The sequence below is a fragment of the Mediterraneibacter sp. NSJ-151 genome (assembly GCF_022487435.1).
GTDB lineage: Bacteria > Bacillota > Clostridia > Lachnospirales > Lachnospiraceae > Schaedlerella > Schaedlerella hominis.
This window is the reverse complement of sequence record NZ_JAKVPP010000005.1, coordinates 175,429-189,648: the sequence shown is the minus strand read 5'-3', so window position 1 is coordinate 189,648 and position 14,220 is coordinate 175,429. Positions and strand designations below refer to the sequence as shown.

16 protein-coding genes are annotated in these 14,220 nt (G+C 37.5%); 15 read left to right on the top strand and 1 reads right to left on the bottom strand.

Annotation, left to right across the window (positions count from 1 at the left end):
• Positions 1–82: 82 nt before the first annotated feature.
• Positions 83–433 carry a helix-turn-helix domain-containing protein gene (locus tag LQE94_RS07040; RefSeq protein ID WP_002594763.1) on the bottom strand — a complete coding sequence of 117 codons (351 nt, stop codon included), beginning with the start codon at positions 431–433 and terminating at the stop codon, positions 83–85.
• 525 nt (positions 434–958) lie between these two features.
• Here LQE94_RS07040 and LQE94_RS07035 point away from each other — a divergent pair.
• The 15 genes from LQE94_RS07035 to LQE94_RS06965 all read left to right on the top strand — a co-directional run bounded on the left by LQE94_RS07035 (position 959) and on the right by LQE94_RS06965 (position 13,972).
• A complete protein-coding gene (locus LQE94_RS07035) occupies positions 959–1,399 on the top strand; it encodes a sigma factor-like helix-turn-helix DNA-binding protein (RefSeq protein WP_002594762.1) in 441 nt (146 codons plus the stop codon).
• Complete coding sequence (locus LQE94_RS07030; protein WP_038292684.1) at positions 1,383–1,619, top strand: helix-turn-helix domain-containing protein; 237 nt, start codon at positions 1,383–1,385, stop codon at positions 1,617–1,619. Before LQE94_RS07035 ends, LQE94_RS07030 begins: the two co-directional genes overlap by 17 nt.
• Positions 1,620–2,003: 384 nt before the next feature.
• Positions 2,004–2,153 (top strand): SHOCT domain-containing protein, encoded by a 150-nt coding sequence (locus LQE94_RS07025; protein WP_004613393.1) that lies wholly within the window; start codon positions 2,004–2,006, stop codon positions 2,151–2,153.
• Positions 2,154–2,222: 69 nt separating this feature from the next.
• The gene (locus LQE94_RS07020; RefSeq protein WP_119242570.1) at positions 2,223–3,962 is read left to right on the top strand and encodes a recombinase family protein; all 1,740 of its coding nucleotides are present in this window, start codon (positions 2,223–2,225) and stop codon (positions 3,960–3,962) included.
• Positions 3,963–4,145: 183 nt separating this feature from the next.
• Entirely contained in the window at positions 4,146–4,835 is a 690-nt protein-coding gene (locus LQE94_RS07010; RefSeq protein WP_240577321.1) for a response regulator transcription factor, read from the top strand.
• Complete coding sequence (locus LQE94_RS07005) at positions 4,811–6,076, top strand: sensor histidine kinase (RefSeq protein ID WP_240577320.1); 1,266 nt, start codon at positions 4,811–4,813, stop codon at positions 6,074–6,076. The genes LQE94_RS07010 and LQE94_RS07005 overlap by 25 nt, the downstream gene beginning before the upstream one ends.
• A gap of 136 nt (positions 6,077–6,212) precedes the next feature.
• On the top strand, positions 6,213–6,887 hold the full coding sequence (locus tag LQE94_RS07000; protein WP_015520995.1) for an ABC transporter ATP-binding protein: 675 nt from the start codon (positions 6,213–6,215) through the stop codon (positions 6,885–6,887).
• Positions 6,884–9,328: an ABC transporter permease gene (locus LQE94_RS06995; RefSeq protein WP_240577319.1), complete on the top strand. Its 2,445-nt coding sequence runs from the start codon at positions 6,884–6,886 to the stop codon at positions 9,326–9,328. The genes LQE94_RS07000 and LQE94_RS06995 overlap by 4 nt, the downstream gene beginning before the upstream one ends.
• A gap of 146 nt (positions 9,329–9,474) precedes the next feature.
• Positions 9,475–9,696: a hypothetical protein gene (locus LQE94_RS06990; RefSeq protein ID WP_240577318.1), complete on the top strand. Its 222-nt coding sequence runs from the start codon at positions 9,475–9,477 to the stop codon at positions 9,694–9,696.
• 214 nt (positions 9,697–9,910) lie between these two features.
• Complete coding sequence (locus LQE94_RS06985; protein ID WP_240577317.1) at positions 9,911–10,915, top strand: virulence RhuM family protein; 1,005 nt, start codon at positions 9,911–9,913, stop codon at positions 10,913–10,915.
• A gap of 6 nt (positions 10,916–10,921) precedes the next feature.
• Entirely contained in the window at positions 10,922–11,044 is a 123-nt protein-coding gene (locus tag LQE94_RS16205) for a hypothetical protein (RefSeq protein WP_276312710.1), read from the top strand.
• Positions 11,045–11,131: 87 nt separating this feature from the next.
• A complete protein-coding gene (locus LQE94_RS06980) occupies positions 11,132–11,563 on the top strand; it encodes a ParB/RepB/Spo0J family partition protein (RefSeq protein ID WP_330638901.1) in 432 nt (143 codons plus the stop codon).
• Positions 11,553–11,816, top strand: a complete 264-nt coding sequence (locus tag LQE94_RS06975) for a potassium-transporting ATPase subunit C (protein WP_330638900.1) — start codon at positions 11,553–11,555, stop codon at positions 11,814–11,816. Before LQE94_RS06980 ends, LQE94_RS06975 begins: the two co-directional genes overlap by 11 nt.
• 154 nt (positions 11,817–11,970) lie before the next feature.
• Complete coding sequence (locus LQE94_RS06970) at positions 11,971–13,311, top strand: TrkH family potassium uptake protein (RefSeq protein WP_240577316.1); 1,341 nt, start codon at positions 11,971–11,973, stop codon at positions 13,309–13,311.
• A 13-nt stretch (positions 13,312–13,324) separates the two neighbouring features.
• Positions 13,325–13,972 (top strand): potassium channel family protein, encoded by a 648-nt coding sequence (locus LQE94_RS06965; RefSeq protein ID WP_118738370.1) that lies wholly within the window; start codon positions 13,325–13,327, stop codon positions 13,970–13,972.
• Positions 13,973–14,220: the final 248 nt, after the last annotated feature.

Genomic DNA, 14,220 nt, shown 5'->3' with positions numbered 1-14,220 from the left:
TGGAAGGCTTACAGACAAGCTGACCACCCTGTTTTATCCAGAATTATTCAGAAATAATCCAGAAAAAATAGAAATCTTTCTGCTATTCTGTTTCATGGGTTTTATATGTACGAAGATAGGCTTCCACAAGTGCAAGGATGGTGGTTATCTGATCGGGAGTACATTCTGAAAGATAGATCAACAGCCTTTGGTAATCCAGATTATCGTTCAGAGCCGCTGGATAAAAAAATGGATCGGCAGAGATGTGTAAAGCACGAATGAGCTGTCCGAGTTTTTCAAGACTTGGAACATTGCCATGATTTTCAATCTCTTTAATATATCTTGATGAAACACCGGATTTTTCGGATAGCTCATCATAAGTCAGCTTTTGGTCTAATCTGGCTTTCTTCAGGCGAAAACCCATGTCTTTATCAATTTTCTTAGATTTAGCCATATCATACACCTCCATGTATAGTGTATATTTCACTTTAGAGAAAGAAAATGCACTAATAAATCACTATATTAGAGGGGTATCATGCACTTTTAGAAAAGGTAAGAAACTTTGGATATTGCATATAAAAAAACGCAATGTTCAAAGGCTTTTTTTCGTGTTTTTATCCTTTGAACATGTTTGGGAGAGCTATGTATTCTGAACTGTTGAAAGGATTTTTTGGTGCTAATCAAAGCCAATCCTGCGTAATGCGTGGAAAGGCAGATAAATAAGTTGCATTTTAAGTAATGTAAATAGTTATGCAGTTGAGAGTGCATTATACCCACTCGAGACATGTGGGGAAAATTTAATATCAGATATAAACAACGTCCTATGGGTATCGGCCTGTAAGGGCGTTTTTTATATAAAAAAATATTTTTTAAAAACAGTGTCGGGTGTTCGACGCTGGATATATATCCATTCGTGCTATGGAGTGAAAGGGAGATATTTCACTCTGCTTCAGGTGGTTACGGAAGGAGGTGATCTCTTATGAAGAAATCTTCTTCCGAACAGCAGTCAAGAATAAGGAAACAGTTTGACAGTTTCTGCAAAACCCTGTTGAAGAATGAAATGATAGATTATGAGAGAGAAAGAAATTATCGTTTAAAATATGAAATTTCTTTTTCGGAATTAACGCAGAAGGAACTACGACAACTGGAAATCATGGATGATTACATAGTTGAATCAGAAATGTTCCATGTCTTTGATTATGACATAGAAGTAAAAGATGAGTTGATTGGTGAAGCATTAAAGTCTTTGCCGGAAAAGAAGCGAAATGTAATTTTATTATCTTTTTTTCTGGATATGACAGATACAGAAATTGCAAAATATATGAATCTTGTAAGAAGTACCATTCATCATCATCGTACAAGTTCCCTTATAGCTTTAAAAAAGATTATGGAGGAGATCAGGACTGGAAAAAAGAAATAATACAAAGTTACTACCGTATCATATTATTGTGTCGGCAGCGTCCGGAGATGTGGAAGCAATTAACAGGATTTTGAAACATTATGAAGGTTATATTGCAGTGTTATCAACCAGAAAATTATATGATGAATACGGAAATTTACATTATTGTGTGGATGAAACATTGAGACGCAGACTTGAAACAAAATTGATTACTAAAATACTGAAATTTAAGATTGCATAATTTTTATCTGAACGACTCCCTTTCGTAAATTGATATAAAAAGAGCAATCATTGTACCTTGAAAATTTCATATTTATCCTGCAGGACGAATGAAACAGAGGAGCTATACAGTAGATACGCCAGGACTGTCTGCATTATTGCTTTGCGACATCGTGACGCAAAGTGGAAATGGTATCAAAATGATATGGAAGCAAAGGCATGAGCGATAAATATTTGACTGTGATCAGAAAGTGGGATTTTTGTAGCGAAGATACTGTTTTTGTTAATGATACTTCCGGGAAAGCTGCCCGGTCTGAGAAGATGGTGAAATACCAATGAGGCTGTTACCCGGCAGCTACTGCAGGATTTTTGAATAAAAGTAGATGAGAAAGAATAGAGAGGGAAAATGAATAGTGCAAAATTGTTGAGATACAGTATGCAGCTGTCAATGTTGAAACAATTACGCTCGTTAAAACTTATAAGTGAAGCAGAGTATCAGCTGGTAGAGAAAAAGTTAAAAAAAGATTATGGTGTTATTTCTAATATTACCGCTTGACTATCGGAGTGTTGCGTTGTAAGATTATATCAACACTACGGTAGGAACACAAAAAAAAGGGGCGGTGAAATGGAAGTTGAAATCATTAAGGCGAAGGGTGCTGGTGAGGATACTTCTACGGGAAGAAAGATTGATAGATTAAGAGTTGCCGCATATTGTCGTGTTAGTACTGATGATGAAGATCAGATTAAAAGTTATAATTCAATGGTCAGATATTACACGGACTTGATAAAGAGTAATAAGCAATGGGTTTTTGCAGGAGTTTTTGCTGATAAAGCAATTACAGGCACGAAAACAGATAAAAGAGAAGAATTCCAATTACTGATTCAGGAATGCCTTTCTGGTAATATTGATTTAGTGATTGCCAAAAGTATTCCTAGATTTGCACGAAATACATTAGATACATTAAAATATGTAAGAATGTTAAGAGAGAGAAATATAGCGGTATATTTTGAAGTCGAAAAAATTAATACCTTAAAAGATGGAGAATTTTTACTGACTATTTTAAGTTCTGTTGCACAGCAGGAAGTGGAAAATACATCTGCATATGTAAAAAAAGGTTTGAAAATGAAGATGAAACGTGGAGAACTTGTTGGTTTTCAGGGATGCCTTGGATATGATTACGATGTAGTAACAAAGTCGCTGTCTATTAACGAAGAAGGTGCGGAAACGGTCAGATACATATTTGACAGATATGTTGCAGGTGCTGGAAGTACGATGATTGCAAGGGAACTGAATGAACAGGGGATTCCAACTATTAAAGGGAATCCGTGGACTTCTTCCAGTGTAATGGGAATTATTAATAATGAAAAATACAAAGGTGATATTTTATTAGGAAAAACCTTTACCGTAGATCCGATATCAAAAAGAAGGCTGGAAAATCTTGGAGAAGAAGATCGGTTTTATATCAAAAATCATCATGAACCGATTATATCAGAAGAAAAATTTGCAAGAGCTCAGGAGATACGGGAACGCCGTAATGGAGGACGCAAAAAGGGAGTAGCACCTGGAAAACGAGAAAAATTCAGTAGACAATATGCTTTTAGTTGTATGCTTGAATGTGGATTTTGCGGTGCGAATTTATCAAGGAGAAGGTGGCATAGCAGTTCGAAATATACAAAAACTATTTGGCAATGTGTAGAATCAACAAAACATGGTAAAAGGTTTTGTCCAGATAGTAAAGGAATTCCAGAGCAGGTTATAGAAGATGCTTTTATTGAATCTTACCGTATGTTATGTACAGATCATAAAGATGTGTTGGAAGAATTTATTAAGAGAGTCGAGAAAACTTTATCAGAGGACTCGATAGAAGATAAAATTGAAAAACTCAATAGAAGTGTTTATAATATTCAATATAAGAGAAAAAAGTTGCTGGAAAACTATTTAGAGGGTGTTGTGGCTAAAGACATTTATGAGGAAACAGATGTGGGGTATGAAAAGAAATTGTCTGAAGCAAAAACACAGTTAAGTATGTTGGAACAACAATATGACAATGAAGGCAGCTTGCAAAGAAGACTGGCAGATTTTAGAAAAGCATTGTCAAAAAATCAGATTTTAGAAGAATTTGACAGAGGAATATTTGAAAGTATCATCGAAAAAGTTATTGTCGGTGGTTACGATGAAAATGGAGAGAAAGATCCCTATAAAATCATTTTCGTATATAAAACAGGATTCAAAAATGAAATTGGAAACGCAAAAGAACGATTTGGGAAGAAATCAAAAGCAGTAGAAAAAGCGAAAGAAATGTGTTCCCATATCGTAGACGAGGTAAAGGATGTGTGTTCCTATGTTAGTGACAACACATGTTGAGACGGTTGTTCTTTTGTCCCAACAAAAAACCGGATGATTACATTAATGTCAGGATTGAACTTGATGATATGGATATAACATCTGCAGAGACTAAGGCTACATATGATGAGATAAAGAAAGTGCAATTGTGGAGGCATTGAAGCATTTTAAGATGAATAGTTAATAAAGAGAGGTGCATATGCTATGCCAGGTATACTCGTGGTTGAAGATGATGAAAATTTAAATCGTGGAATTACATTCTCACTGAAAAAATCCGGATATGAGGTTTTTTCAGCAGAATCAGTGAAAAAAGCGAAAAGAATTGCAAGTGATAATAATGTGGATGTTACCATTTGTGATGTGAATCTTCCGGATGGGAATGGACTGGAATTTGTAAGGTGGATGAGATGCAATTATAATACATACATTATTTGTCTTACAGCACTAGATCAGGAGATGGATCAGGTCATGGGATATGAAGCAGGGGCAGATGATTATATTACAAAGCCGTTTAGTCTTTCGGTACTTCTTTTGAAAATAGAAGCACATTTCCGCCGCAGACAGGAGAAAACGGAAACCGGAAAGATGATTTCGGGAGACATCATATTTATCGCAGGAGAAATGAAAGTCCTGATAAAGAGTCGTGAAATCAGTCTGACAAAAACGGAGTTGAAAATGCTGACTTTTTTTCTTCAGAATCCGAAACAGATTCTTTCAAAAACACAAATATTGGAAAATGTGTTTGATCTGGAAGGGGATTTTGTGGATGAAAATACAATCGCTGTCAATATCAGAAGACTTCGTGAGAAAATCGAGGACAATCCGGCTGCACCGGTCTATATAAAGAATATCAGAGGTCTTGGGTATATATGGAATCAGGAGGTAAGGCAGTGACAAAGAGATATCGCAAGAAGATTACAGTAGTGCTCTCCTTGGTATTACCTGTCATATTATTGTTTGCAATATTAAATTGCTTTACCACGTATGTGTTTTATGAAGATTATAAATATAAAATGAATCTTATGACAGAGATTGCTGCAAAGGAAGAATTTTCCGGGCTGGATGTTGTTTCGGAATTGCTTAAGGATAAGGATATTGAAACGAACGAACAGGGAAGGCAATTATTGGAGCAATATGGATACTGGGGGAATAAAGGGAATGCATTTTATTCGCAATTCCGGCATCAGGTTATGGTGACCGGTGCTGTAAGCACTGTGATATGTGTGCTTCTCTTGACTTTTTTATTTTATTGGAAGAAAAAAGAAGATGCGTGTCATCAGAAAATTTTAGACCAGTTGGAAGAAATTCTGATCAGATTCCGTGAAAACAAATTTGATGATTTACTGAAAACGGAAAATCATGCAGAACTGGAAAAATTGAATGACCAGCTTGAAGCAATCGGACATCATATTCAGTTGCTAAAGGAAGAAGCACGGGCAGAAAAAGAGAGCACGAAAGAAATGGTTTCTGATATCTCTCACCAGTTAAAGACACCGGTTGCAGCTTTGGATACATGTTTTAGTGTGTTGATACAAAATGACTTAAGTGCCACAGAACAGGAGGAGTTTCGTATCCGTTGTCGGAGTGCTCTGGATGGACTGGAGACATTATTGCAGTCGCTTCTTGAAATATCCAAGATGGAAACCGGACTGATTCAGATTAATAAGAAAAAACTTCCGCTTATGGATACTGTCATAGCTGCTGTGAACCGTACTTATCCCAAAGCGGATGAGAAAGAAATTGAATTCATTTTTGACTATGAAAAAGAGCTGGAAACATGCACGATTATGCAGGACAAAAGGTGGCTTGGTGAAGCTGTGATCAACGTTCTGGATAATGCAATCAAGTACAGTCCGTGTGGTTCAAAAATATTTATCCGGTTACAAAAAAGAAACGATCTTGTAAGAATGGAAATTGAGGATCAGGGAATTGGTATTCCGCAGAATGAGTATCACAAAATTTTTCAACGATTTTACAGAGGAAGTTCCAAGGAGGTCATGGAAAAGAGTGGTACAGGAATCGGATTTTTTCTATCGAGAGAAATTATCGAAAAACACGCAGGTACGATTACGGTAACCTCCGGCAAAAAGAAAAAAGGAAGCACGTTTGTGATTCAATTACCATATGTTGGTTAAATTTTAAGTGGGCAGAAATCTTACAATTCTGTAAGACTTCTGCTCGTTTTTTGAAAGTGAAATGAAAGACTATCCTGATACAATTTGGATGTAGGTTGAAAAGGTACACTTTACAGAATTAAAAAGGAGGCAACACATGAGTGTGATATTAGAAACCAAGCAGCTTTGTAAATTTTATGGCGCGGGTGAGAATCAGGTCAAAGCGGTCAATCAGGTGGACATTCAGATTGAGCAGGGAGAATTTGTCGCAATTGTTGGAAAGTCAGGTTCCGGTAAAAGTACATTACTTCATATGCTTGGAGGGCTAGACACCCCGACAAAAGGCAGTGTTACTTTAGCAGGGAAAGATTTATACAGGATGAAGGAAGATGCCCTTGCTGTTTTCCGCAGAAGAAAAATCGGATTTGTTTTTCAGGCATTTAATCTGGTTTCATCTGTTAATGTCTGGGAAAATATTGTACTGCCACTGGGGCTGGATGGAAGAAAAGTGGATGAAGCGTATGTAAATGATATCATTGCAACTCTGGGGATTGAAAAGAGGATTTACAATCTGCCAAATCAATTATCCGGAGGACAGCAGCAGAGAGTAGCAATTGCAAGAGCACTGGTGAATCGTCCGGAAATTATATTTGCAGATGAGCCGACAGGAAATCTTGATTCCAAGACCAGTGATGAGGTAATCGCCCTGCTTAAGATGACAGCAAAAAAATATGGACAGACAATTGTAATGATTACCCATGATGACGAAATTGCACAGGTCGCTGATCGTATTCTGGTAATTGAGGATGGACAGGTGGTGGATTTCAGATGAAGACAATAAGCAGGATTGCATATAGCAATGACAAAAAGAACAAGACAAGAAGTATACTGATTATGATGTCCATATGTCTGACTACGATGCTGCTTGTGATTATCAGTACTGTGGGAAATGGAATGATCCGTTTACAGAAAAGTCAGGCGACAGGCTCATATGGAAGCAATTATGGTCTGTTTGTCGCAGCAGATGCCTCGCAGTTAAAGGAAGTAAGCCGCCGTGCAGAAATAGATGCAATAGGAATTATGTGTACAGAAGGCATCATAAAAGGCAATGAAAAAGGCGGGTTTGTCTGCATGGATGAGACTGCAAGAAAAATGCTTCCTTATAATAAAGAATATGAGTTGAAGGAAGGAAAGTATCCGGAAAAAATGCAGGAAATTGCCGCCGGAAGAGCGTTTTTTCGTGCAATGGGATATGATGATGTAAAGGTCGGAGATACGGTTACACTGGATTACCGTGCAGGGATGCGGTCAGAATATAAGCCGGAAGAGTTTGTTGTCAGCGGAATCCTATATGACCGGGATGAGTATACCATCGAGGCATCTTATGTTGCTTTTGGGTCACAGGAGTTTTATGATGAGCACGTCGCAGAGAATGACAGACAGTATAATATTTATTTTATTTTAAATGATTCTGCAAATGTATCTATGAATAATATTGAACCGGTTATAAAGCAGATTGCAGCATCTTGTGGAATCGAAGAAAAAAATGTTATAATCAATGATTTCTATCTGCAATGGGTCTTGCAGCCGAGTTATGAAACGATTGCGGTATGTGGAATTCTGATTCTTGCAATTGTACTTTTCTCTGTTGTGGTCATTTATAATATTTTTCAGGTCGGTATTGTCAACAAGATACAGGAGTATGGAAAAATCAAGGCTCTGGGAGCGACAAAAAAGCAGATGAAACAACTGATCTTCAGAGAGGGCATTTTTTTGACATTTTTTTCAATACCGGTTGGATTGCTTCTTGGTTTTCTGATTGCAAAATGCGGTTTTAACTGGCTGGTAGAACAGGGAAACCTTGTATCAACCCAAACTGGTTCTATGGGAGTCCAAAATCAGCAGGTGCCACTGTTTTCCCTGCCTGTTATACTTCTATGTATTTTCGTATCATTTCTTACCGTTGCTTTGGCACTGCGTAAACCAATGAAAATTGTTTCACGGATTTCACCTATCGAAGCAACACGGTATATAGAAAATGCAGAAACACACAAAAAAAGAAAACGAAATGGCAGAAAAAATGTCACCGTGTTTTCTATGGCAATGGCAAATATAACGGGTAATCCAAAAAGAACCATTGGTACCATCCTCACACTGGGGCTTTCCTGCGCATTGTTTGTGATTATCTCTAATTATGTGGGAAATATTGACACGGAGCATGAAGCACGTCGTTACATAAATCATGGACAATTTGAACTGCAGCTTGACTATTCTGCTGAGTATGATGAAAAATATCCGGAGAATAATCTGGATACGATTCTGACGGATGATCCATTGAATGATTCGCTGATTGAAGAAATCAAAAGCATTCCGGGAGTAACAGATGTCATGCCGAGAGAGATTGTCTCTGTAAATCTGAACGGAACAAGATTTCCGGCTACTATTGTGAGTAAAAAGGATTTTGATTTTATGCGCCAAGAAGGGGATATTGGCTCTATGGACTATGATCAGGCGGTAAAGAATGGTGATATTTTCTTTGGCTGGTCAACGTGGATGGAACAAGATGGATATGCTCTGGGTGAATCCATTGCATTTGACTTTGAGAATGGAAGTGGAACCTATACCTATCAGGGAAAGATTGCAGGATCTTTTGTAAGTGCGGACACTTATCTTGTCATTCCGGAAGGTGTATATCGTTCCATGAATCCGAGGGGAACAGCCTATGGCTATCTGTGGGTGGACTGTGATAAAAAAGATGTGGCATCTGTAGAACAAAGTCTGAATACTTTGATTTCTAATACTTCGCATATAAAAATGGATACTTATCATGCGCGGTTACAATCTGCAGAATTCTCAGCTCGCATAATGAAGCTTGGCTGTTATCTGTTTATGGCGGTTGTAGGACTCATCGGTTTTATGAATATGGCAAACACCATGATTATGAATATTACGACAAAAAAGCAGGAATATGGTGTATTGCAGGCTGTGGGTATGACAAATAAACAATTAAATTTATGCCTGCAGTTACAGGGACTGATTTTTACGGTTGGCACCATATGCGTAGCTTTGATCATTGGTCTGCCGCTCGGCTATACACTTTTTTCCTATGCAAAACATAATGGAATATTTGGAATGAATATCTATCATGTTCCAATCGTACCAATTTTTATTATGATTTTTTTGGTCGGTCTGTTGCAGATTGTACTTTCCTGCGTTTTAAGCAGTAATCTGAAAAAGGAAACACTGGTTGAAAGAATAAGGTATCAGGGATAGCAAGTAATATGTAATGAACTAGGTCTTAACGAAGAGGAGAAATAGATAATTTTCATTTTGTATGTATGATAAATCTAAACTGTATTTTAGCAACATTTCCTGCGTAAACTAAGGTGGTAAAACATCTTCTTGATAATGTGGGCACTATGTATGATTTTAGAAAGTACGGTTTATATAAGCATATGAAGTTCAGAGATATTGATGAAGCTATATTAGATGGTGTAAAAGAAAAACTTCTTGAAGGATTCAGAAATGAGGAAGAATTCGGCTACATGGCAGGATATGAACCATGGGAGAAATTAATTTTTGACAGGTTTTGTTATTACTTAGGCGGAGTAAAACAGCTTCTGGACGAAAAGGCTGCGTAGGCAACCGGCATCCTGCAGATAATATGCTGTAGGATGTATACATATATCAGGAGGCTTCATTCATGGTGAGTGAAGTCTCTTTTATTTTGCATTGTATAATGGAACAGGTGTTGGTTGAACAGAGGTTGGAATGATGATAAGATTTGGTTGGGACAATAGTGAACACATGTGTTCACATTTCATAACTAAGAAGTAATGGATTGGAGAGGTGCTTATGGCAGATAAAATTGGAACCGATGAATATGGGGAAATACTTATATATCAGACTGGTGATGGGCAGACAAATATAGAAGTTAAAATAGAAGATGATACAGTGTGGCTGACACAACAGCAGCTTACTGAATTATATCAATGCAGTAAATCAAATATAAGTGAACATATAAAGCATATATTCGAAGAAGGAGAATTGGATAAGGATTCAGTTGTTCGGAAATTCCGAACAACTGCAGATGATGGAAAAACATATAATGTTACTTATTACAATTTAGATATGATTATCTCTCTTGGATACCGTATTAAATCAGTGATTGCAACAAGATTCAGGCAGTGGGCAACAAAGCGGTTAAAAGAATATATGATTAAGGGATTTACGATAGATGACGAGCGACTGAAAGGTAATGGTGGAGGAAATTACTGGAAAGAATTACTGGATAGAATCAGGGATATAAGATCTTCAGAAAAGGTCTTGTATCGTCAGGTTCTTGATTTGTATGCTACGAGTGTAGATTACAATCCTCATAGCGAAGAGTCTGTTAGATTCTTTAAAATTGTTCAGAATAAACTTCACTATGCAGCACATGGTCATACTGCGGCAGAGGTTATATATCAGCGGGCAGATGCAGAAAAGCCATTTATGGGACTTACTTCATTTTCAGGTGAATTACCAGCATTAAAGGATATAGGAATTGCAAAGAATTATCTTGAAGAAAATGAACTCAAAGTATTAAACAATCTTGTTTCTGGTTATTTTGATCTTGCTGAAATTAATGCAATTGAGCATAAGCCAATGTATATGGATGATTATGTAAAGCAGCTGGATAGTGTTTTGTCATCAGGAAACAGAAAGCTTTTAACTGGTTCCGGTTCTGTAAGTCATAAACAGGCATTGGAGAAAGCAAAGTCAGAATACAGAAAATATCAGGAGATTACTTTGACACCAGTCGAAAAAGCATATCTTGAAAGCATTAAAGAGGTTTCCAAGGAAGTAAAAAGGAGATAACATCTGATGAAAAAACAGCAGAAATGTTACATATATACAAGAGTTTCCACTTCCATGCAGGAACGTCTGGACAAGCTGTATGAGGAAATACATTCGGACAGAATTAACATTTTTTATTCAATAGCATAGAGAAAAGTCAAAAGGACGCTTGTTTTCAGAACTTCTGGAAGATGAGTGTCCTTTTCTTTTATCTCAAGGCAAAGGAGCAGATAAAAAATGGCAAGGAAGAAAGAGATGTGTTCATCAGAGAATCACGAGTCGGGTGCAGGTATTGTACTAATGAAATTGGAAGAGCTGCATAGCTTTGAAGGACACCCGTTTAAAGTAGAGAGAAATCAGAAACTGTTTGAACTGCGATGCAGTATTGAGAAGGAAGGCGTATTAGTTCCACTTCTGGTGAGAAAAAATCCACATGGTGATGGATATGAAATTATAGCCGGACACAGACGAAAAGAAGCTGCACTATGGGCAGGACTTACGGAAGTGCCGGTTATTATCCGGGAACTGGATGATGATCAGTCGGTTATAGCGATGGTGGACAGTAACCTCCAAAGAGAGAAGATACTGCCAAGCCAAAAAGCGTTTGCCTATAAAATGCGTCTGGAAGCAATGAAGCACCAGGGAAGAGCAGAAGCAGATGCTTCGTAAGGCAAATCCCGATATGGAGGAAACAGCCATTCCGGTTGAACTTTTGACCTGTTCCGGCAGCGGACTTGATCCGCATATCTCCTCTGCGGCGGCTAAATATCAGGTAACAAGAATTGCAAAAGCAAATAATATGAGTGAAGAAAAAGTCAGATCTACTATTGAAAAATGCACCGACAGTAGATTTTTAGGTGTTTTTGGAGAGAAAACAGTAAATGTTCTGAAAGTCAATTTGATGTTGGACGGTATCCTGTAACGAGTGTTCTCAAAAGATGAGCAAAAGATTTCAGACTTCTGCTCATCTTTATACAATCTTAATTTCAAAACAAACTTACTTACGCCCATTTAATACAAATAAAGATAGAGTAAAGGAAATATAAAAAAGAAATTAAGATTATGGGGACATAGTTATGCAACAGACAAACAGATCAAGACATCGACATATGACATCATTTCAAGTGATTAGTTTAGGGTTTTTATCCGTGATTCTCTTAGGCAGCCTGCTTTTGATGCTGCCGATTGCTACAAAAAGCGGTCAGTGTACCTCCTTTTTGGAGGCTTTGTTTACCGCAACTTCTGCGGTTTGTGTGACGGGACTGGTTATTAATGATACGGCAACCTACTGGTCTTTATATGGACAAGGAATTATTTTACTGCTGATTCAAATCGGAGGTATGGGAATTGTTACGATTGCTATTGCGATTGCTGTTGTATCCGGACGCAAAATCGGGTTGATGCAGCGAAGTACCATGCAGGAGGCAATTTCAGCTCCAACGGTGGGCGGCATTGTACGGAGAACGCAATTTATTATCCGGACTACTATTCTTATCGAAATCATTGGTGCGGCTCTTTTAGCTCCTGTTTTTTGTAGGGACTTTGGGTTTTGGAAAGGAATATGGTATTCGCTGTTCCATTCTATTTCTGCTTTTTGCAATGCAGGATTTGATCTAATCGGTATAAGAACTCCTTTTTCCTCGTTGACCTCTTATTCTGTACAGCCGATTGTAAATCTTGTAATTATGGCGCTGATTGTTGCAGGAGGTATTGGATTCCTTACATGGGAGGATATAAAGAATCATAAATGGCATTTCAAAAAATACCGGATGCAAAGCAAGGTGATTTTTATGGTAACAGGACTATTGATATTCTTACCGACTCTTTACTTTTTTTATTTTGAATTTTCAAATGTGCCTCTTACGGAAAGAGTATGGGTTTCCTTGTTTCAATCCGTTACACCGAGAACTGCAGGATTTAATACGGCAGATTTGACTTTACTCAGTGAAGTTGGGCAAATGCTTATCATTATTCTGATGCTTATCGGTGGCTCTCCCGGTTCCACTGCAGGTGGTATGAAAACGACAACTCTTGCAGTTCTCGTTTCATCGGCATTATCTGTATTTAGGAAAAAGGAACACACCCATTTTTTCGGCAGACAAATTCCGGATGGCACTATCAGAAATGCAGCTACAATTTTTTTGATGTATATCGTTTTATTTCTTGTCGGAGGAATGGTAATTAGCAGCACAGAAGATATTCCACTTATGACCGCTTTGTTTGAGACGGCGTCGGCAATCGGAACAGTAGGGTTATCGCTGGGAATAACTCCTGATCTGGGGCTTGTTTCCCATATAATCTTGATTTGCCTGATGTTTTTTGGCAGAGTGGGAGGATTGACCTTGATTTTTGCCACCATTTCTGAAAAAAAGCCTAACGGTTCAAGATATCCTCAGGAAAAAATTACAGTAGGTTAAGGAGAATAAAAAAATGAAATCAATATTACTTATCGGTCTGGGAAGATTCGGACGGCATATTGCCATAAAATTAGATGAATTGCATCATCAGGTGATGGCGGTAGATAAAGAAGATACTCGAGTTGATGCTGTACTTCCCTTTGTAACTAACGCTCAGATTGGGGATGCGACGAATGAAGATTTTTTAAGTTCGCTTGGTGTTGGGAATTTTGATGTTTGTATTGTGGCTATCGGAGATAACTTTCAGAATTCATTGGAAGTAACGTCCCTTTTGAAGGAACTCGGTGCGAGAATGGTGGTGTCTCGTGCCGCTCGTGATGTTCATGCAAAATTTCTTTTACGGAATGGCGCAGATGAAATTGTTTATCCCGAAAGGCAGCTTGCCGATTGGGTTGCGATCCGTTATAGTGCTGATCATATTTTCGATTACATAGAACTAGATGAAGAACATGCAATTTTTGAAATATCTATACCGAGAGAATGGATAGGAAAAACAATCGGTCAGTTGGATATACGAAAAAAATATAACATCAATATTATGGCGCTGAAAACAAATGATATTATGAATTTGAAAATAAGTTCCGATACGCAGTTGTTAAAGGACAGTACCATGCTTGTTCTAGGGGAGACGAAACATATTCAAAAATGTTTTCATATTTAATTTTTGAAAGAAGTTGGTGATATGAAAGACTTTGTTTTACTTATAGTGGTATTGGCAGCATTTATTTATGGTTATTTTCTTATGGAAAAGCTGGATAAATTTCTCGAGGAAAATCAATCCCAAAAAACTTATTTGTCGAAAAATTGAGTGATTTTTCGGAGCGTTTTCTGCTTTCGACTACACGCCCGAATGGAAAAAAAGAAGAAAAGGTGGTATAATCTTTATGCGATTTTAATGTCAGTGTTAAA